Genomic DNA, 18,644 nt, shown 5'->3' with positions numbered 1-18,644 from the left:
GCCCTTGCATTGACGGAGTAGGATGCGCCGCGGCCCAGCCGGGCCCTCGGAGGAGAAGCTACCCATGCAGAGCAAGAGCAAGCAGAGGCTGCGGCGCAGCCTGATCGCCATCGTCGTTGTGGGCCTGGGCGGCGGCGCCTGGTGGGCCTGGGGCAAGAACCACCCGACGGCGCCGCCGCCGCCCCCTTTCCGCACGGCCAACATCGACCAGGGGCCGATCACCCAGGTGGTCAGCGCCAACGGCAATCTGCAGGCCATCGGCCTCGTCACCGTGGGCGCGGCCGTCAACGGAACGGTGGTCGAGCGCAAGGCGGACTTCAACGACCGGGTCAAGAAGGGTCAGGTCTTGCTCCGGCTCGATGCCACGCCCTACGAGGCGCGGCTGCGCCAGGCGCGCGCCCAGCTGGTGTCGGCCGAAGCCCGCGCGGCCTTTGCCGCCGGCAGCCATGAACGCAACGAGAAGCTGATGGCGCAGGGCTTCATCGGCGCCGCGCAGAGCGACCAGAGCCGGCGCGAGCTGGACATGGCGCGAGCCGATGTGAACGCCGCGCGCGGCCAGGTCGAGGCGGCCGAGACCGACGTGGCCCGCTGCACCATCGTCTCGCCGGTGGACGGCGTGGTGATCAAGCGCAGTGTGGACGTGGGCCAGACCGTGGCCGCCAGCTTCCAGACGCCCGAGCTGTTCCAGATCGCCCGCGACCTTGCCTTGATGGAAGTGGGCGTCAACGTGAGCGAGGCCGACGTGGGCATGATCCGCGAAGGCCAGCCGGTGCGCTTCTCGGTCGATGCCTTTGCCGAGCGCGAGTTCGAGGGCAAGGTGCGCCAGGTGCGCCTCGGCGCGACCAACCAGCAGGGCATCGTCACCTATGCGGTGATCGTGGACGTGGACAACCGCGACGGCCTGCTGAAGCCCGGCATGACGGCGCAGGCCCGTATCGTCGTGGCCACCAAGCCGCAGGTGCTGCGCGTGCCCACGGCGGCCCTGCGCTTCCGCCCGGATGAGGATGCGATGGCGGCGGCCAAGCCGGCTTCGGGCGCTTCCGTCGCTTCAGCGGCCGCCGCAGCCTCTGCGCCTGTTGTTGCCTCGACCGACGACGGCGTGCTCAACCAACTGCGTGGCGGCGTGCGCGTCCACAAGGTCTACACGCTCGACGCCCAGGGCAAGCCACAGCCGACCGAGGTGACGGTGGGCCTGTCCAACACGCGCTACACCGAGCTGGTCAGCGGCAAGCTGAAGGCCGGTGATGCGGTGATCACGCGCGCCAAGAACGCCAACAAGGACGACAAATGAGTGGGGCGCCCCTGATCGAGCTGCGGGGGCTCACCAAGAGCTACCGCAGCGGCGAGATCGTGACGCCGGTGCTGCATGGCATCGACCTGGATGTGGCGCGCGGCGATTACGTGGCCCTGATGGGCGCCAGCGGCTCCGGCAAGAGCACGCTGATGAACCTGATCGGCCTGCTGGACCGGCCCGACGAAGGCCGCCTCTCGCTGGCTGGGGCCGAGGCCGCCAAAGCCGACGTGAACGAGCAGGCCCGCATCCGCAACCGCGAGATCGGCTTCGTGTTCCAGAGCTTCAACCTGCTCAAGCGCATGACCATCCTGGACAACGTGGCCCTGCCGCTCGTCTACGCCGGCCAGTCGCGCGGTGCGGCCCGTGAGCGCGCCACCGAGATGCTCGGCAAGGTGGGCCTCGGTGCCCTGGGCAAGCGCCTGCCCAACCAGCTCTCGGGCGGCCAGCAGCAGCGCGTGGCGATTGCCCGCGCGCTGGCCAACCGCGCACCGCTCCTGCTGGCCGATGAACCCACCGGCAACCTCGACAGCCAGACCACGGCCGAGGTGCTCGACGTGTTCGAACAGCTGAACCGCGAGGACGGCCTGACCATCGTGCTGGTCACGCACGAACCCGACGTGGCCATGCGCGCCAAGCGCCTGGTGCGGCTGAAGGACGGCCGTGTGGCCTTCGACGGCAAGCCCGGCGCGGAGGTCCACTGAAATGGGGTTCTGGCAACTGACTCTGGAGGCGCTGCGCTCGCTGCGCGCCAACCGCCTGCGCTCCATCCTGGCCATCCTCGGCGTCGTCATCGGCATCACCTCAGTGGTGATGATGATGGCCACCGGCGACTGGATGCGCGCCTACATCGACAAGGAACTCTCGCGCCTCGGCCGCAACCAGCTGCTGGTGTTCCCGGCGGCGGCCACCGAAGGCGCGGTGCGCACCTCGGGCAAGCGGCCGGCGCTGACGCTGGGCGACGCGGAGGCGATTGCCCAACTGCCCTCCGTGAAGCTCGCTGCAGCCGAGATCCGCGGCTTCGTGCAGGTGCACTTCGGCAGCGACAACGAGAACCTCTCGGTGCTCGGGGTCACGCCCGACATGCTGGCGCTGAAGAACTGGCCGGTCGAGCAGGGCGTGAGCTTCGACGACAACGACGTGCGCAGCGGCAAGCGCGTGCTGCTGATCGGCACCAAGCTGGCCAAGAAGTACTACGCCGGCCGCGACCCCATCGGTCAGTCGGTGCGGCTCGACGGCCGGCCCTACACCGTGATCGGCGTGCTGGCCACCGAAGGCCAGGGCCTCAACGGCAATGACGAAGGCGAGCTGATGCTGGTGCCCATCACCGCCGCCCCGAGTCGCGAGCGGCTGCTCCCCGGCGTTGTGAATGCGCTGACGGTCCAGGCCCGCGACGGCTCGGCCATGAGTGACGTGGAGATGGACGTGGCCGAACTCCTGCGCGACCGCCACCGCATCACCGGCGAACGCGAGGACGACTTCCGCACCATCGACCTGGCCGGCATCGCCAAGGCCGGCGCCTCCATCGCCAAGGGCCTGCAGCTGGGCATGGGCCTGATCGGCGCCATCGCCCTGATCGTGGGCGGCATCGGCATCATGAACATCATGCTGGTGAGCGTCTCGGAACGGGTGCGCGAGATCGGCATCCGCATGGCCATCGGCGCCAAGCCGCGCGATGTGCTGGCGCAGTTCTTGGTCGAGGCCGTGGTGCTCTGCGTCCTCGGCGGCTTTGCGGGCCTCGGCCTCGCCTGGGGCGCCGCAGCGGCGATCAGCAGCCTCGCCCACTTCGACATGCCGCTGGCCGTGCGCCACATGGTGGTGGCGGTGAGCTTTGCGGCCAGCGTCGGGTTGTTCTTCGGCTATTACCCGGCCAGGCGGGCTTCGAAGTTGCTGCCTATCGAGTGCTTGAGGCAGGATTGAGTCCATGCGACTCCTGATCCTCCTGGCCGGCCTGGGGCTGCTCCTGAACGCCCGGGCCGAGCCTCCTGCCGATGCAACCGACCTGCCTCGCATCGAAGTGCAGGGCAAGGGCGGCCGGCCGGCCTTTCCGTACCTGGCCCTGCAAGCCGGACGGGACCAGTTCGAGAGCCGCCGGCAGCGATTGGCACCCGATGCCCAGCTGCAATTCGAGTTGCGGGAGCGCGGTAGCGGCCAAGCACGCCCGAACCGCGCCGTGATACTGAGCAGTGCCCGCGCCGAACTGCCGATGGCACTGGACCAGGCAGGGCGTTTCGAGCTGCCGCAACTGCCCAGGGATGAATCCAGCGACGCCGAACTCTGGTTCGACCGGGATCCGGCCGTCAGGGGTTGGTTCGTACCCCGGGTCCGCAGCCCCGGGCTGAGTGAGCAGCAGACCCGGCTCGGCGACGAGCAACTGGCCTGCGAAGTTCATTCGGCCATCGTCAAGTACTTCCTGTCCTGGTGGCAAAGGGCCGTGGTCGCCACGGCCCTGGGAGGGTTGGACGGCTGTGTGGTGGCGGCCCCTCCGGGCGCGAAGGCCGCCTGGTTGGTCGACGGCGAACGGCGTGAACAAGTCCAGCTGGTCGGCAAGAACCGGCGCAGTTTCGCCATGCCCGCGTCCCGCGACTGGCCCAGCGGCACGCGTGTCGAATGGGTCGTTGAGTTTGCGCCCCCAGCCGCCGCCGCAGCCAGCCGTTGAGCCCGGCCAGGCCGGCCTGCCAAACGTGCATTTGTTTGCGCAAAGCCTTGCCAAAGCGCAAACTCGGACGCCCTATGCACAAGGCGCATAGGCGCATGTGAACAAGGCTGCGGACGAGGCTGGCGCGTCGCACCCGGTTCGCGATACCGTTCGCGCCACCGAAAATTACGGAGCAGTACATGCCCAACCTGTCCTTCGTTTCGCCCACGCGCAACAGTCCCTGGGGTACCTACCTGTCCCAGATCGACGCCGTAGAGCCGTACCTCGGCCACCTGGCACGCTGGGTCGAGACGCTGCGCCGCCCCAAGCGCGCGCTGATCGTCGACATCCCCATCGAGCTCGACAACGGCACCATCGCCCACTATGAGGGCTACCGCGTCCAGCACAGCCTGACCCGCGGCCCGGGCAAGGGCGGCGTGCGCTACCACCCCGACGTCACGCTGGAAGAAGTGATGGCCCTGTCGGCCTGGATGACGATCAAGAACGCGGCGGTGAACCTGCCTTACGGCGGCGCCAAGGGCGGCATCCGCCTCGACCCGAAGGTGCTGTCGCAGAAGGAACTGGAAAAAGTTACGCGCCGGTACACCAGCGAGATCGGCATCATCATCGGCCCGCAGCAAGACATCCCGGCGCCGGACGTGAACACCAACGGCCAGATCATGGCCTGGATGATGGACACGTACTCGATGAACACCGGCGCCACCGCGACCGGCGTCGTCACCGGCAAGCCCATCCCGCTGGGCGGCTCGCTGGGCCGCGTGCAGGCCACCGGCCGTGGTGTGTTCGTGATCGGCCGTGAAGCCATGCGCCGCCTGAACGTGCCCATGGAAGGCGCCCGCATCGCCGTGCAAGGCTTCGGCAACGTCGGCTCCATCGCCGCGAAGCTGTTCGCCGCCAACGGCGCCAAGATCGTGGCCGTGCAGGACCACACCGGCACCATCCTGAACGAGTCGGGCATGGACATGCAGAACCTGCTGGACCACCTCGCTGCCACCGGCGGCGTGGCCGGTTTCAAGGGCGCCGACAAGATCGCCAACGACGACTTCTGGAAGGTCAAGAGCGACGTGCTGATCCCGGCCGCCCTCGAAGGCCAGATCACCAAGGAGCGCGCTGAAGGCCTCTCGACCAAGATCGTGCTGGAAGGCGCCAACGGCCCGACCACGCCGGACGGCGACGCCGTGCTGGCCGACCGCGGCATCATCGTCGTGCCCGACGTGATCGCGAACTCGGGTGGCGTGACCGTGTCCTACTTCGAGTGGGTGCAGGACTTCTCCAGCTTCTTCTGGACCGAAGACGAGATCAACGTCCGCCTGGACAAGATCATCACCGGCGCCTTCAAGCACATCTGGGAAACCAGCGAACAGCACCGCATCTCGCTGCGCACCGCCGCCTTCGTCGTGGCCTGCACACGGGTGCTGCAGGCGCGTGAAGAGCGCGGTCTGTACCCCTGATCCTCGAGCCCTTTCGGTTCGTGACGAGGCCCGCTGATGAAGCGGGCCTTTTTACTTTCTGGACAGCCCGCCAGCCTTCCTAGAATGCGCCACAAACATCAATGAACAAGGGCCGGCCCGAGCCAGGCCCCGGGGAGGAATACCGCGATGGACAAGCGTGTTCTGATCGGCGCCGGCGGCGTGGTCGTGGCCGGCCTGCTGGGCCTGTGGATCGTGGGATCGGACGAACGTCCGCTGCCGCCGGCCCTTGCGGCGACGCCGCTCGCGCCGGCGGCCCAGGCCGGTGTCATCACCCCCGCTACGCCCCTTGCTGCGTCAGTAGGCGCTTCGTCAAACGCCAGCGCGTCAACGCGCTCGCCAGTCGCCCTGCCACTGATCACGCAGGTCCAGCTGGCGCTTGCTCAGCGCGATGGCAAAGCCGCCTTTCGCTTGAGCGGCGAGGTCGGCGTCTGCAAGCATGCGGACGAGCTGGCCGCCCAGACCCGCACGGCATTCCAATCACAAGGCGAAGCCGTTCCTGCCGGTGCAACGCAGTATCACCAACAGAACCAGGCGCAATGCCAAACGGTCTCGAACCAGACCGATGAGCTGAAGCGTCAACTGCTGCAACTGGCCAAGGACCAGCAGGTCCCCGGTGCGGCCGCTGCTCTTTGGGAGCAGACGCGCAAACGCGGTGTGCCGGTGGATGCAGCGGATCGCGAGCAGATGCTGCGCGATGCCTTCGGTGGTGATGCTTTGTCGCTGGTGGTCGCGTTGGTGCACGCCGAGCTGCGCGTCCCGCTCGAAGACCAGGAGGTGCTGCGGCGTGGAATCCAGCAGGCGGGGCGCAAGGTGGACGAGTCGTCAATGCTCGGCATCATCACGAAGACCGTCGCCGGCATGCCAACGACGAGCCGGCCAAACTTCACCACCGCTCAGCTTGCCGCCATCGAGCAACGCGCGGCCGCGCTGGCAGCAGCCCTGCTCGCGGCCGAGTGATCGCCGGGCTCAGGCCTCGGCCGACCTTGGCTTGAGCAAGAGCCGGCAACTCAGCGTCGTCAGCGTCCAGCAAATCCAAGCCGTCCACATCGTGTGGCTGGCGTAATGCGCGCCCCGCGCCATCTGCGCCCAGCCATAGCCGAGGCCGCAGAGCAGCAGGGCGACGAGGAAGGCCTTGGCCGCGCGCGGATAGGCGCGGCGCAACGCAAAGAAGCCGGCGAAGAAGGCGAAGGCCGAGCTGGCATGGCCGGACGGGAAGCAGTGGCCGGGGCCACCGTCGGCCACCCCGAAACGCCAATGCGAGACATAAGTGGCGAGGCCGCCGAATTCGTTCAGGTCCCAGGGGCAGCTGGTGAGGCTTTGCCGCTTCAGGAGCGGAATCAGCAGCAGGCACACCACGCTCGTGCCCAGCCACCAGAGCCGCTCGCGCCGCGTCATGGCGGGCAGCAAGCCGCGCCACAGATTGAGCACGAGCATGAAGGCGATCACCACACCGGCCAGCGCGCGGCCGCCCTGGTGGAACACGTCGCGCGTCAGCCAGTGCTCGCGCCAGGGGAAGCCGCTGGCGTCGGCCCAGGGGCGAATCACGGCCAGGTCCAGGCCCGCGTAGTCCCAGGCGAGCAGGGCAGTGAGGCCCAGGCCGGCAAGGATCCAGGCGGTCTTCAGAAAGGGAGCGGAAGCGTTGTCTTGCATGGCGCGCGCATCGTAGCGGCCCGGGCTGAAGCCCGGCTTGCGGCAAACCCGGCCGGCAGGGCCGGCGGCTACACTGACGGCCATGACTGAAGTAGCCAATTTCGACGCCGCACGAGCGGTCGCGATGGCCCGCCAGGCCCTGCAGATCGAGGCCCGCGCGCTGACCGAGCTGGGCCCGCGTCTGGGCGATGAATTCGCCAAGGCGGCCCAGCTGATGCTGGATTGCAAGGGCCGCGTCGTGGTGATGGGCATGGGCAAGAGCGGCCATGTGGGCCGCAAGATCTCCGCCACCCTGGCCTCCACGGGCACACCGGCCATGTTCGTCCACCCGGGCGAAGCCGCCCATGGCGACCTCGGCATGGTGACCCTCAAGGACGTGGTCCTGGCACTCTCCAACTCCGGGGAGAGCGACGAGCTCAATGCCATCCTGCCGGTACTGCGCCGCCTGGGTGTGCCCATCGTGGCGATGACCGGCCGTGCCGAATCCAGCCTGGCCCGCCATGCCGATGTGGTGCTCGACAGCGCCGTCGCCGAAGAGGCCTGCCCGCTCAAGCTGGCGCCCACGTCGAGCACGACGGCGCAGATGGCGCTCGGTGATGCACTGGCCGTGGCCCTGCTCGATGCGCGCGGCTTCCGCGAGGAAGACTTCGCCCGCTCCCACCCCGGTGGCGCGCTGGGCCGCAAGCTGCTGACCCATGTGCGCGACCTGATGCGCAGCGGCGAGGCGCTGCCACGCGTGGCGCCCGACGCCGGCTTCACCGAGATGATGAAAGCGATGTCGGCCAAGGCGCTGGGCGCGGCCGTCATCGTCGATGCCGCCGACCAGGTGCTGGGCATCTTCACCGACGGCGACCTGCGCCGCCTGGTGGAGAGCGGCCGCGACCTGCGCTCGCTGCAGGCCGCCGATGTGATGAAGGCCAAGCCGCGCACCATCCGCGCCGAGGCCCTGGCCGTCGATGCCGCCGAGCTGATGGAAACGGCCCGTATCACCCTCGTGCTGGTGGTCGACGAGCAGAACACGCTGCAGGGCGCGATCAGCATCAACGACCTGATGTCGGCGAAAGTCATCTGATGTCGAAGCCTGCTCTGAGCTTCCCGCCCGACCTGCAGCTCAAGGCCCAGGGCCCGGGCCTCGGCCTCAAGGCCGCGATCTTCGACGTGGACGGCGTGCTGACCGACGGCCGCATCTACATCGGCGAAGCCGGCGAGGCCTTCAAGGCTTTCTCCACGCTGGATGGCCATGGGCTCAAGCTGCTGGCCGAGGGCGGGATCACGCCCCTCATCATCACCGGCCGCGACTCGCCGGCCGTGCGCCGCCGCGTGGCGGACCTGGGCCTGAAGCATGCGGTCTACGGCGCCAAGGACAAGCTGGCAGTGGCCCAGCCGCTCTTGCAGCAACTCGGCCTGCAATGGCACGAGGTAGCCGCCATGGGCGACGACTGGCCTGACCTGCCCCTGATGACGCGCGCCGGCTTTGCCTGCGCGCCGAGCCAGGCCCATGCCGAGGTCAAGGCCGTGGCCCATCATGTGACGGCGGCCGCTGGCGGCCACGGCGCGGCCCGCGAGTGCTGCGACCTTCTCCTGATGGCCAAGGGCTGCTATGCCGAACTGCTGAACAGCCATCTGCAGACGCTGGACGGGGGCGCGGCTTGACGACAACGTCGCCGGCGCCCGCCCGCCTCGCACCGGCTGCCGGCCCGCGCCGGCCGGTCAGCAACAAGCCCTGGGTGTGGCGGGTGCAGTCCGTGCTGTCGGCCTATCTGCCGCTGCTGCTGCTGGTCTTCCTGGCGGCCGGCACCTCCTGGCTGATCAAGAACTCGCCGCAGCCCGAAGAAGAGGTGGCCGAGGCGCCGCCGCGCCATGAGCCCGATTACTCGATGCAGGGCCTGGTGCTGCAGCGCTTCGATCCCAAGGGGGCGATGCGGGTCGAGGTCCAGGGCCGCGAGATGCGCCACTACCCGGACACCGACACGGTGGAGATTGATGGCGTCCACCTGCGCTCCATCGCGCAGGACGGCAGCGTGTTGCTCGCTACGGCCAAGCGCGCCGTCGGCAATGCCGATGGCAGCGAGATGCAGCTGCAGGGCGACGTGAACCTGCAGCGCCTGGCGCCGGGCCAGCAGCGTGCGAGCCTCGAGATCCGCGGCGAGTTCCTCCATGCCTTCCTGCAGGCCGAGCAGCTGCGCTCGCACCTGCCGGTGCGCGTGAACTACGGCAACACCCAGCTGCAGCTGCAGAACTTCGAGTACGACAACCTCAAGGGCCGGCTCACGTTCAAGGGCCCGAGCACGGCCCACCTGGCGCCGCCGGCCGCCGCCCGCGCGAAGCGACCATGACGACAACGACGAACAAGCTGGTCTACATCACCGGCGCCTCCAGCGGCATCGGCCAGGCCCTGGCCCTGCACTACTACCGCGCCGGCTGGCGCTTGGCCCTGGTGGCGCGCCGCGCGAACGAGCTGCACGCCTGGGCCCGCGAGCAAGGCATGTCAGTTGATCGTTATGCCGTCTACGGCGCCGACGTGCGCGACATCGCCGAGATCACCGCCGCCGGCCGCACCTGCATCGCCAACCAGGGCCTGCCCGAGGTGGTGATCGCCAATGCCGGCATCAGCATAGGCATGGACAGCGCGCAGTTCGAAGACCTCGAGGTCATGCGCGCCCTCTACGAGACAAACAACCTCGGCCTCGCCGCCACCTTCCAGCCCTTCATAGGCGCGATGAACGCGCGCCGCTCGGGCACCCTGGTGGGCATTGCCAGCGTGGCCGGCATCCGCGGCTTGCCGGGCCATGCGGGCTACTGCTCCAGCAAGGCCGCCGTGATCAGCTATTGCGAGAGCCTGCGCGGCGAATGCCGGCCGAACGGTGTGCAGGTGGTGACGATACTGCCGGGCTACATCGCCACGCCGCTGACGAGCAAGAACCGCTACGGCATGCCCTTCCTGATGCAGCCGCAGGACTTCGCGGCTCGCGCCTTTGCTGCCATCGAGGCCGGCACCAGCTACCGCACCATCCCCTGGCAGATGGGCGTAGTCGCCAAGCTGATGCGCCTGCTGCCCAACTGGCTGTTCGACAAGGTTCTGGCTGGGCGGCCCCGGAAGCGCCGTCAGGGCGAGTAGGCACGGCCGCCACGGGACCCACCATGGCCTTTGGCACGGTGGGATGCGCTGGCTACACTCCGCGCCACTTTCGAGCAAGCGCCCGGCACAGCGGCGCGAGGAGGCCCAGATGAGCAAGGTTCTGCATCCCTGCTGAAGACGGCCGTCGCTGCGGCGACCCGCAAGTCTTCCAAGCCCGGCGCCGCCCACGAGGTCGCGCCGTCAATGAATCTGGCCAGGTGCCGCATCGCGCGCCTGGCTCGCTCCGGCCTCTCCTTCCTCATGAACAAGTTTTTCTCCTCGGCCCTGGCACTGGGGTTGAGCGGCAGCGCCTGGGCTGCCACCGATGCCGTACCCAGCTCCGCCATTCGCGCGCTGCGCCAGCCTGGCGAAGCCGCGCTGCAGATCGATGGCCGCCTGGACGAAGCCCTATGGCGTGAAGCGCCGGTCTACGAGCAGTTCGTGCAGTTCCTGCCCGAAGACCGGCAGGCGGCACGCTGGCGCACCACGGTGCAGGTGATCGCGGACGAGCATGCGCTGATCTTCGCGATCCGCGCCTACGACCCCGAGCCCGAGCGCATCCGCGCGCCCCTGACCCGGCGCGACGAGGTCCGGCTGGACCAGGACTTCGTCTCGGTCTTCATCGACCCGGTGGGACGGCGCCGATCGGCCCAGTTCGTGCGCGTGGGTGCGGCCGGCTCGATCTCGGACGGCGTGTTCGTGGCCGATGACGACAGCGACGACCTCTCCCCCGACTTCGACGTGCAGGCCGCCGTCCAGCGCCTGCCCGACGGCTACAGCGTGGAGTTGCGCTGGCCGCTGGCGGCCCTGCGCTTCCCGCACCGCGAGGCCAGCCCTGGCGCGTGATGGTGACGCGCAGCATCCCGCGCGAGCATGCCCATTTGCTCGTCAGCGCGCCGCTGCTGAGCAAGGACGCGCTGAACTTCATCGCCGAGCTGCAACCGCTCGTTGGCCTGGACGACCTGGTGGAGCAGGTGCGCGAGCGCAGCTTCCTGAGCCTGCGGCCCGAGCTGACTTGGCGCCGCGAGCAGGGCCGCAACCAGAGCTCGCTCGGTGCCGAGCTGAAGTGGCGGCCGCGCGCCGACTGGGTGATCGATGCGACGCTGAACCCCGACTTCTCCCAGGTCGAGTCCGATGCGCCGCAACTGGCGGCCAACACCCGCTTCGCGCTGTTCCAGCCGGAGAAGCGGCCGTTCTTCCTGGAGAGCACCGACGTGGTCGGCCAGACCCGGCCGGACGGCTCGGGCGCCGCCCATGGCCTGGCGGCCTTCTACTCGCGCACCCTCAGCGACCCCGACTGGGGCCTGCGCGCCACCTGGCGCGGCGCCTCGGCCGAGGCCGTGGGCCTGAGCCTTCGCGATGCCGGCGGCGGCCAGGTGCTGCGCCCGGGTGCCTATGCCACGGCCGAGTACGCACAGCCGGGCCATTCGCAGGCGACGTTCGTGCGCGGCCGCCAGCAGCTCGGCGCGGCCAGCTGGGGCCTGCTCGCCTCGGAGCGCGACTATGGCGGCGGCGCCTTCAACCGCGTGCTGGGCAGCGACTTCAGCTGGCGGCCGGGCGAATCGGACCTGCTGCGCGGCCACTGGCTGCAATCGGCCAGCACGACGGCCTTCGACGAGGATCAGTCCCGGGTGATGCGCGGCAGCCGCGAGACAGGCCGCAAGCTCTGGCTGTCCTGGCAGCACCGCAATGCCGACTGGAACCAGCAGCTGCACGTGGAAGAGATCACGCCGCGTTTTGCCAACGACAACGGCTTCGTGCCGCAAGCCGGCATCCGCCGCGTTTCGCTGGACCTGGCGCGGCGCCTTGGCAGCGGCGAACTGGCAGGCCTGCCCATCTTCGAGGCCGAGCCCCAGCTGAAGCTGGAGCAGACCACGACGCTGGCCGACGGCCCGCTGCAGCGCGGCGGCGAGCTGGTCGAGCGCAAGCTGGAGCCGGGCTTCTGGTTCTCCACCGCGCGCAACACCGGCGTCTGGGGCCACCTCGCCCTCGGTTCACAGCGCGCCCGACCCGGTGGACCGCTGCATGCGCCGCGCACCCTGAACCTGGGCTTCGAATCCAACCCGGCGCCCTGGCTCAATCTGCTCGAGGCCGAGCTGGAATGGGGCCGGCGGCTCGACGTCGAGGCCGAGCGCCTCGGCAATGGCATGAGCCTGATGCTGCAGGCCAAGTTCCGCTTCGCCCTGCCAGGCGCCTGGTGGCTGGAGCTGGAACAGCAGCTGGGCCAGGCCTGGGTGGACAACCCGGCGGGCCAGCGGGCCTTGAACGAGCGGGGTGGCCAGTTGCTCGCCGTGCTGCAATTCGATGCGCGCGACTCGCTGCGCCTGATCAGCCAGCGCCACCAGACAACGCGCCAGGCCGAAGCGCTGCTCACCGCCTCCGACGAGAAGAGCCGCAGCGACTCGCTGGTGCTGCAGCGCCGCATCGGCCATGGCCGCATCCTGAGCCTGGGTGCCAGCCTGGCCCGCGAATCGGCTCGGCAGCCCTTGCAACGCCAGGTCTTCGCCAAGCTGGTCTGGGCCTGGTCTGACTGAGCCGCGCCCAGAAACGACAAAGGCGCTCCGAGGAGCGCCTTTTGTCTGTGCATCAACCCTTGCGGGCTGATCGGCCTGTATCAGTAGCCGCCCGAACGGCCACCGCCGCCGTAGCCGCCACCGCCGGAACGGCCACCGCCGCCGCCGCCGTAGCCGCCGCCACCGGAACGGCCACCGCCGCCACCGTAGCCGCCACCACCGCCGCCGCCACCGTAGCCGCCACCGCCGCCACCACCGTAGCCGCCGCCACCCGAACGACCGCCGCCGAAGCCGCCGCCGCCCGAACGGCCGCCGCCGCCGAAGCCGCCCGGACGCTCTTCACGAGGACGTGCCTCGTTCACGACGATGGCGCGGCCTTCCAGGGCCTGGCCATTCATGCCGTTGATTGCCGATTGAGCCTCGGCATCCGAACCCATTTCGACGAAGCCGAAGCCCTTCGAACGGCCGGTGTCGCGGTCCATCATGACCTTTGCAGAGGTCACAGTGCCAAATTGACCGAATGCTTCTTGCAGCGATTCGTCACGCACGCTGTAGGCCAGGTTGCCCACATAAAGCTTGTTTCCCATGGGGAAGCCCTTTCAATACCAAAAAAACCATGCGGACTTTCAACCCACGTGAACCATTCAAGCGAAGGTGCGGCGTCCAGACACAGGTAGCCGATTATGGGTGAGGGGTCCAGCGATCCACACAGCGCCCAGGGCAACTGTTGTTTTTCGTGCCTAGCGTTAACCCGGCCGGGCGAACCCCGCCCCGCTCGTCCTGCTGGCTAAGATGCGCAGCCCATGAATCCGCCCCCGCCACCCTTGCAGCCCCGCATCGCCAGCCTGGTGCCCTCGCTGACCGAGCTGGCCGTGGCCCTGGGCCTCGCGCCCTGGCTCGTGGCGCGCACCGGCTTTTGCATCCACCCGGCGGACGCGGTGGCCGGCATCCCCAAGACTGGGGGCACGAAGGACGTGAACCTGGCCAAGCTACAGCGGCTGGCGCCAACCCATGTGCTGGTCAATGTGGACGAAAACCGGCTCGAGACGGTCAACGCCCTGCGCGAATTCGAAGTCGTGCCCGAGATCGTCGTCACGCATCCGAATGCGCCAGAGGACAACCTGGCCCTGCTGGACCAGTTGGAGGCGCTGTTCGGCCATCTGCCCGGCGTCGGCGAGCGGGCCGCCGCGCTGCGCGAGGGCTTGCAACGCGAGCTGGCCGCCTGCGCCGCCCGGGCCTGGCCGACGCGCCGCGTGCTCTACCTGATCTGGCGCCAGCCCTGGATGACGGTGGCCCGCGACACCTACATCGCCCGCATGCTGAGCGAGGTCGGCTGGCAGACCTGGCCGGCGGTCGAGGGCGGCGAGCATGGCGCGGCCCGCTATCCGGCGCTGACGGGCGAGGAGCCGTGGCTGGCCGAGGTCGAGGAGCTGCTGCTCAGTTCCGAGCCCTATCGCTTCGACGCCTCGCACCTCGCGGAAGCCCAGGCCCTGTGCCCGAACGCACGCGTGCGCCTGATCGATGGCGAGCTCGTGAGCTGGTACGGCCCGCGCGCCGCCGAGGGCCTGGCCTATCTGCGAACGCTCGCCTCTCAGGGATAGAACCCTTGCCCGGCAGGCCGGCGCTGCGCTGACAATCGCCCCATGGATTTCAAGCCCCTCGTCGCCCTGCTGGTCATCGTCAACCCCGTGGGGGTGGTGCCCTTCTTCATCCACTTCACGCAGAGCTTCACGCGCGAGCAGCGCCGCCGCACCATCGTGGTCAGCTCCTTCACCGCCTTCGTGGTGATCGCCCTGAGCGCGCTGTTCGGCATGAAGATCATCGAGTTCTTCGGCATCTCGCTGGCCAGCTTCCAGGTCGGTGGCGGCACCCTGCTCCTGATCAGCTCGCTGCAGATGCTGAACGCCCAGCCGGCCGAAGGCCGCAAGGAAGACGTGAGCGAGGGCGCCCACAAGGTCGATGCCGGCGCCAGCATCGCCGTCGTGCCGCTGACCATCCCGCTGCTGACCGGGCCAGCCACGATCTCGACCATGGTGATCTATTCCAAGCAGACCCAGCAGTGGTGGCAGCTTGGCGTGCTGGTGGGCTATGGCGTGGTCGTGGGCCTGGTCACCTTCGTCGTGTTCTCGGCCTCGGGCCGCATCGCCAAGGTGCTGGGGCAGACCGGCATCAACATCATGACCCGATTGATGGGCCTGATCCTCGCGGCCCTGGCCGTGGAGCTGCTGGCCGACGGCCTGCAGAAGCTGTTCCCCATCCTGAGCTCGGCAGCGGGCCACTGAGCCGTGCCACGCGTTCTCTTGCTGGAGGACGATCCGGCGATTGCCGACACCATGCTGTTCGCGCTGCGCCGCGAGGGCCTGGAGGTCGAGCATGTCAGCTGGCTGACCGAAGCTCGCCAGCGCCTTCAGAACGCGCCGCCCGACCTGGCCGTCTTTGACCTGGGCCTGCCCGATGGCAACGGCCTGGACCTGTGCCGCGAGCTGCGCACCGCCGGCAGCCGGCTGCCCCTGATGATCGTCAGCGCCCGGGCCGAGGAATGGGACCGCGTGCTGGGCCTGGAGCTGGGTGCCGACGACTACCTGGCCAAGCCCTTCAGCCCGCGTGAGCTGGTGGCGCGGGTGCGCGCCCTGCTGCGCCGTGCTCAGGCGCCGGTGGCCGCCGCGCCTACCGGATTCCAGATCGACGGCCTGGCGGTCCGCTACCGGGGTCAGGTCTTGAGCCTGACCCGGCGCGAGCTGGGCCTCCTGAAGAAACTGCTGGCCGCGCCCGGCCGCATCCACAGCCGCGAGGCCTTGCTCGACGCCGTCTGGGGGCAGGAAGCCGAGAGCGGCGACCGCACCGTCGACACCCACATCAAGACCCTGCGCGCCAAGCTGCGCGAGGTGGCGCCCGAGCTGGACCCGATACGCACGCACCGGGGCCTGGGCTATTCCTTTGAACTGGGCTGATTGGGATGAACGGCCCCCACGCCCACTGCGTGAGCTGCCCCCCGAGGGGGCGCTCAGCCCCCTTCGGGCGGCCGGGCGGGTACTGACATGCGCCTCGGCCTGCGCCTCTTCTTCGCCTTCTTCCTGATCGCGGGCCTGACCGCCTTCTTCATCCTGCGCGTCTTCCTGACCGAGGTGCAGCCCAGCGTGCGCGAGGTGATGGAAGACATGATGGTCGACACGGCCAACCTGCTCGCCGAGATCGCCGCCGAGGACCTGGCGGCCGGCCCCGAGGCGCTGGCCAACGGCCGACTCGCGCGCCAGCTGCACGACTATGCCAAGCGCCCGGTGGATGCGCGGATCTGGGGCCTGCACAAGAAGAGCCTGGACCTGCGCATCTACGTGACCGATGCCGAGGGTCAGGTCTTGCTCGACAGCGGCCCCACGGCCGCCGTGGGCGAGGACTATTCGCAGTGGCGCGACGTGGCCCTGGCCCTGCGCGGCGAATACGGCGCCCGCACCAGCCTCGACGTGGCGAGGGACCAGCGCAGCAATGTGATGTACGTGGCAGCGCCGGTGCGCGAGCCCGGCACGCGGCGCCTGCTGGGCGTGATCAGCGTGGCCAAGCCGCTGGCCACGGTGCAGAGCTTCGTCAACCGGGCCGAGCGCCGCATCCTGATCGCCGGCTTGTCGCTGCTGCTGTTCTCCACCGCCATCGGCGTGGCCGTGACCGGCTGGCTGGTAATGAACGTGCGCCGGCTGCGCAACTACGCCCAGCAGGTGCAGGCCGGCGAGCGCCTGGCCGTGCCGCGCGTGCCGGGCGAGCTCGGCGACCTGGCCCAGGCCATGGACGCGATGCGCGGCCGCCTCGAAGGCCGCGAGCACATCGAGCAGACGGTGCGCGCCCTGACCCATGAGCTGAAGAGCCCGCTGGCCGCACTGCGCGGTGCCGGCGAGCTGCTGCAGGACGAGCTGCCCGCCGCCGACCGCCAACGCTTCGCCGCCCAGGTGGTGGCGCAGAGCGAGCGGCTCGATGAGCTGGTCGGGCGCATGCTGGAACTGTCCAAGCTGGAGATGCAGCAGGGCCCGACGCATGCGAAGCCACTGCAGCTCGATGCCTTGGTCGACCAGGTGATCGCGGGCCTGCAGGACCGCTTCGACCAGCAGCATCTGCAGCTGCACTGGCTGAAGCGCGAGCCGCTGGCCTTGAAGGCCGACCCCGAGCTGCTGGCTCTGGCCTTCAGCAACCTGCTGTGCAATGCGCTGGACTTCGCGCCGCCCGGCTCGGCGCTGGAGTTGAGCCTGGCTGCCGTGGAGGGCGAAGCCCGCTTCGAGCTGCGCGACCAGGGCCCCGGCGTGCCGGCAGCGGCCTGGCCGCAACTGGGCCAGCGCTTCTTCTCCACCGCGCGGCCCGGCAGCCTGCGCAAGGGCTCGGGCCTGGGACTTGCCATCGTGCGCCAGGTCGCCCTGCTGCACGGCGGCAGCCTGCGCTTCGAGCCGGCCGAGCCCGGGCTGCGGGTGGTGTTCGCCCTTCCCTTGCACTGAAGGCGCCGGACTTCACACAGGCCTCACAAACTTCCTCATCGCCTCACCACCCCTCGTGAGACTGGCTGCTTCACAACAAGAAGGAGCCCGGCATGGGATCGCGAGCCATCATCTGGAAACTGGTCATCCTCGCGGCGGTGACGCTGCTGCTGTGCATCGTGCTCTTGCGCATAGGCTGGCTGGTGAACGAGCGCCAGGGCCGCCAGCAGGAAGCGGTGCAGAGTGTGGAGCAGGCCCAGGCTGGCGCGCAGACGCTGCTGGGCCCGCTCTTGCAGCGCCAGTGCGTGGAGGAATGGGAGGCCGTGACCGGCCAGGGCGCGGAGCGCCGCGTGGCCATGGAGAAGCGCGAGTTCACCCTGGTGGCGGCACCGGCCAAGCTGCAGGTGGGTGGCACGCTCAGGCAGGAGGCGCGCTATCGCGGCCTCTTCAAGGTGAATGGCTATGCCGGCGACCTGCTGCTCGAGGCCCAATGGGGCTCGGTCGAAAGCCTGCAGCCGCGTGCCGAGCATGCCGGCAGCAAGCTCCAGTGCAACGACCCCGAGCTGATGCTGGCCGTCAGCGATGCGCGCGGCCTGCGCTCGGCCGAGCTGAGCCTGGGCGCGCAAAGCCTGGCCGTGCGGCCCGGCACACACCATCCCAAGTACGAGCGCGGCCTGCACGCGGTCTTGCCGCTGCCGCTGGCCTTGCCGGTGGCGGTGCAGATCAAGCTGGACCTGCAGGGCACGGGCCGCTTCGCCCTGGTGCCTGCGGCGGCGTCCACCAAGCTGAACCTCAAGTCGGACTGGCCGCATCCCAGCTTCGGTGGGCGTTTTTTGCCGAGTGAGCGGACCGTCGACGCCAGCGGCTTCACGGCGCAATGGACCGTCTCCGAGCTCGCCAGCACAGCCGCCGCCGATGTGCTGGCCCGCAAGCCGATGCCGGATGTGGGAAGCTCGGGCCCCGAGCGCACCTCCGAGATCGACACGCTGGAAGTCGGCCTCGTGGACCCGGTCAACCCGTATGTGATGAGCGACCGGGCCATCAAGTACGGCCTGCTCTTCATCCTCCTGACCTTCGTCTGCGTGGGCCTCGTCGAGCTGCTGGCCGGCCGCCGCGTGCACCCGGTGCAATACCTGCTGGTGGGTCTGGCACTGAGCGTGTTCTTCCTCTTGCTCTTGAGCCTGTCGGAGCACCTGAGCTTCGGCCTGTCTTATGCGATGGCCTCCGGCGCGGCCGTGGTGCTGCTCGGCTACTACGGCGTGGCCATGCTGGGGAGCTGGGCGCGTGGCATCGGCTTCGGCGCGCTGGTGGCCGGGCTGTACGGCGCGCTCTACACCTTGCTAAGGCTGGAGCAGGCGGCTTTGGTGATCGGCGCCCTGCTGCTGTTTGCCCTGCTGGCCGCTGTCATGACGCTGACGCGCAGGCTCGACTGGTATGCGCTTGGCGCCGGCACAACGCCGACGGTCAGCACTCGGTAGGAACCTGCT

The 18,644-nt window shown here is 69.2% G+C and carries 19 protein-coding genes; 17 read left to right on the top strand and 2 right to left on the bottom strand.

Translation table 11 applies throughout. From position 1 onward, the window contains the following. Positions 1-64 precede the first annotated feature (64 nt). From J7U46_RS16320 to J7U46_RS16295, 6 genes are all read left to right on the top strand, one after another. A complete protein-coding gene (locus J7U46_RS16320; RefSeq protein ID WP_282827728.1) occupies positions 65-1,291 on the top strand; it encodes an efflux RND transporter periplasmic adaptor subunit in 1,227 nt (408 codons plus the stop codon). Continuing rightward, a complete protein-coding gene (locus J7U46_RS16315) occupies positions 1,288-1,995 on the top strand; it encodes an ABC transporter ATP-binding protein (RefSeq protein ID WP_282827726.1) in 708 nt (235 codons plus the stop codon). Before J7U46_RS16320 ends, J7U46_RS16315 begins: the two co-directional genes overlap by 4 nt. A gap of 1 nt (position 1,996) precedes the next feature. Continuing rightward, positions 1,997-3,211 (top strand): ABC transporter permease, encoded by a 1,215-nt coding sequence (locus J7U46_RS16310; protein ID WP_282827724.1) that lies wholly within the window; start codon positions 1,997-1,999, stop codon positions 3,209-3,211. 4 nt (positions 3,212-3,215) lie between these two features. Then, positions 3,216-3,950 (top strand): hypothetical protein, encoded by a 735-nt coding sequence (locus J7U46_RS16305; RefSeq protein WP_282827723.1) that lies wholly within the window; start codon positions 3,216-3,218, stop codon positions 3,948-3,950. Positions 3,951-4,129: 179 nt separating this feature from the next. Continuing rightward, a complete protein-coding gene (locus J7U46_RS16300) occupies positions 4,130-5,401 on the top strand; it encodes a Glu/Leu/Phe/Val dehydrogenase (RefSeq protein ID WP_282827721.1) in 1,272 nt (423 codons plus the stop codon). Positions 5,402-5,548: 147 nt separating this feature from the next. Further along, a complete protein-coding gene (locus J7U46_RS16295; RefSeq protein WP_282827719.1) occupies positions 5,549-6,379 on the top strand; it encodes a hypothetical protein in 831 nt (276 codons plus the stop codon). A gap of 9 nt (positions 6,380-6,388) precedes the next feature. On the opposite strand, the gene J7U46_RS16290 is transcribed toward J7U46_RS16295, so the two are convergent. Continuing rightward, positions 6,389-7,072, bottom strand: coding sequence for a phosphatase PAP2 family protein (locus tag J7U46_RS16290; protein ID WP_282827716.1), 684 nt, complete (start codon positions 7,070-7,072; stop codon positions 6,389-6,391). A gap of 82 nt (positions 7,073-7,154) precedes the next feature. Between J7U46_RS16290 and J7U46_RS16285 the strand changes: the two genes are divergently transcribed. The 6 genes from J7U46_RS16285 (at position 7,155) to J7U46_RS16260 (ending at position 12,724) form a co-directional block, all read left to right on the top strand. Further along, on the top strand, positions 7,155-8,144 hold the full coding sequence (locus tag J7U46_RS16285; protein ID WP_282827714.1) for a KpsF/GutQ family sugar-phosphate isomerase: 990 nt from the start codon (positions 7,155-7,157) through the stop codon (positions 8,142-8,144). After that, positions 8,144-8,725, top strand: a complete 582-nt coding sequence (locus J7U46_RS16280; RefSeq protein WP_282827713.1) for an HAD hydrolase family protein — start codon at positions 8,144-8,146, stop codon at positions 8,723-8,725. Before J7U46_RS16285 ends, J7U46_RS16280 begins: the two co-directional genes overlap by 1 nt. After that, positions 8,722-9,408, top strand: coding sequence for an LPS export ABC transporter periplasmic protein LptC (gene lptC, locus J7U46_RS16275; RefSeq protein ID WP_282827711.1), 687 nt, complete (start codon positions 8,722-8,724; stop codon positions 9,406-9,408). Before J7U46_RS16280 ends, lptC begins: the two co-directional genes overlap by 4 nt. After that, on the top strand, positions 9,405-10,190 hold the full coding sequence (locus tag J7U46_RS16270) for an SDR family oxidoreductase (protein WP_282827709.1): 786 nt from the start codon (positions 9,405-9,407) through the stop codon (positions 10,188-10,190). Before lptC ends, J7U46_RS16270 begins: the two co-directional genes overlap by 4 nt. A gap of 261 nt (positions 10,191-10,451) precedes the next feature. Then, positions 10,452-11,036: a sugar-binding protein gene (locus tag J7U46_RS16265; protein WP_282827707.1), complete on the top strand. Its 585-nt coding sequence runs from the start codon at positions 10,452-10,454 to the stop codon at positions 11,034-11,036. Next, positions 11,036-12,724 carry a DUF5916 domain-containing protein gene (locus J7U46_RS16260; RefSeq protein WP_282827705.1) on the top strand — a complete coding sequence of 563 codons (1,689 nt, stop codon included), beginning with the start codon at positions 11,036-11,038 and terminating at the stop codon, positions 12,722-12,724. The genes J7U46_RS16265 and J7U46_RS16260 overlap by 1 nt, the downstream gene beginning before the upstream one ends. An 80-nt stretch (positions 12,725-12,804) precedes the next feature. Here the strand turns inward: J7U46_RS16260 and J7U46_RS16255 are convergent, their stop codons facing one another. Beyond that, entirely contained in the window at positions 12,805-13,290 is a 486-nt protein-coding gene (locus J7U46_RS16255; RefSeq protein ID WP_282827703.1) for an RNA-binding protein, read from the bottom strand. 216 nt (positions 13,291-13,506) lie between these two features. Here J7U46_RS16255 and J7U46_RS16250 point away from each other — a divergent pair, with 216 nt between their 5' ends. The 5 genes from J7U46_RS16250 (at position 13,507) to creD (ending at position 18,635) form a co-directional block, all read left to right on the top strand. Further along, positions 13,507-14,304 carry a helical backbone metal receptor gene (locus J7U46_RS16250; protein WP_282827701.1) on the top strand — a complete coding sequence of 266 codons (798 nt, stop codon included), beginning with the start codon at positions 13,507-13,509 and terminating at the stop codon, positions 14,302-14,304. Between the two features lie 42 nt (positions 14,305-14,346). Continuing rightward, positions 14,347-14,985, top strand: a complete 639-nt coding sequence (locus tag J7U46_RS16245; protein WP_282827700.1) for a MarC family protein — start codon at positions 14,347-14,349, stop codon at positions 14,983-14,985. 3 nt (positions 14,986-14,988) lie between these two features. Then, complete coding sequence (creB, locus tag J7U46_RS16240) at positions 14,989-15,654, top strand: two-component system response regulator CreB (protein WP_282827698.1); 666 nt, start codon at positions 14,989-14,991, stop codon at positions 15,652-15,654. A gap of 87 nt (positions 15,655-15,741) precedes the next feature. Beyond that, the gene (gene creC / locus J7U46_RS16235; RefSeq protein WP_282827696.1) at positions 15,742-17,178 is read left to right on the top strand and encodes a two-component system sensor histidine kinase CreC; all 1,437 of its coding nucleotides are present in this window, start codon (positions 15,742-15,744) and stop codon (positions 17,176-17,178) included. Positions 17,179-17,270: 92 nt separating this feature from the next. Beyond that, entirely contained in the window at positions 17,271-18,635 is a 1,365-nt protein-coding gene (gene creD / locus J7U46_RS16230) for a cell envelope integrity protein CreD (RefSeq protein WP_282827694.1), read from the top strand. Positions 18,636-18,644 lie beyond the last annotated feature (9 nt).

It is taken from the genome of Pelomonas sp. V22, from assembly GCF_030014915.1.
GTDB lineage: Bacteria > Pseudomonadota > Gammaproteobacteria > Burkholderiales > Burkholderiaceae_C > JAUASW01.
The sequence above is the reverse complement of the archived record's forward strand: the minus strand, read 5'-3'. Positions and strand labels throughout refer to the sequence as shown.

Coding starts and splice junctions, on each gene's coding strand:
- J7U46_RS16320 (WP_282827728.1), top strand. CDS start 65: ATGCAGAGCAAGAGCAAGCAGAGGCTGCGGCGCAGCCTGATCGCCATC.
- J7U46_RS16315 (WP_282827726.1), top strand. CDS start 1,288: ATGAGTGGGGCGCCCCTGATCGAGCTGCGGGGGCTCACCAAGAGCTAC.
- J7U46_RS16310 (WP_282827724.1), top strand. CDS start 1,997: ATGGGGTTCTGGCAACTGACTCTGGAGGCGCTGCGCTCGCTGCGCGCC.
- J7U46_RS16305 (WP_282827723.1), top strand. CDS start 3,216: ATGCGACTCCTGATCCTCCTGGCCGGCCTGGGGCTGCTCCTGAACGCC.
- J7U46_RS16300 (WP_282827721.1), top strand. CDS start 4,130: ATGCCCAACCTGTCCTTCGTTTCGCCCACGCGCAACAGTCCCTGGGGT.
- J7U46_RS16295 (WP_282827719.1), top strand. CDS start 5,549: ATGGACAAGCGTGTTCTGATCGGCGCCGGCGGCGTGGTCGTGGCCGGC.
- J7U46_RS16290 (WP_282827716.1), bottom strand. CDS start 7,072: ATGCAAGACAACGCTTCCGCTCCCTTTCTGAAGACCGCCTGGATCCTT.
- J7U46_RS16285 (WP_282827714.1), top strand. CDS start 7,155: ATGACTGAAGTAGCCAATTTCGACGCCGCACGAGCGGTCGCGATGGCC.
- J7U46_RS16280 (WP_282827713.1), top strand. CDS start 8,144: ATGTCGAAGCCTGCTCTGAGCTTCCCGCCCGACCTGCAGCTCAAGGCC.
- J7U46_RS16270 (WP_282827709.1), top strand. CDS start 9,405: ATGACGACAACGACGAACAAGCTGGTCTACATCACCGGCGCCTCCAGC.
- J7U46_RS16265 (WP_282827707.1), top strand. CDS start 10,452: ATGAACAAGTTTTTCTCCTCGGCCCTGGCACTGGGGTTGAGCGGCAGC.
- J7U46_RS16260 (WP_282827705.1), top strand. CDS start 11,036: ATGGTGACGCGCAGCATCCCGCGCGAGCATGCCCATTTGCTCGTCAGC.
- J7U46_RS16255 (WP_282827703.1), bottom strand. CDS start 13,290: ATGGGAAACAAGCTTTATGTGGGCAACCTGGCCTACAGCGTGCGTGAC.
- J7U46_RS16250 (WP_282827701.1), top strand. CDS start 13,507: ATGAATCCGCCCCCGCCACCCTTGCAGCCCCGCATCGCCAGCCTGGTG.
- J7U46_RS16245 (WP_282827700.1), top strand. CDS start 14,347: ATGGATTTCAAGCCCCTCGTCGCCCTGCTGGTCATCGTCAACCCCGTG.
- creC (WP_282827696.1), top strand. CDS start 15,742: ATGCGCCTCGGCCTGCGCCTCTTCTTCGCCTTCTTCCTGATCGCGGGC.
- creD (WP_282827694.1), top strand. CDS start 17,271: ATGGGATCGCGAGCCATCATCTGGAAACTGGTCATCCTCGCGGCGGTG.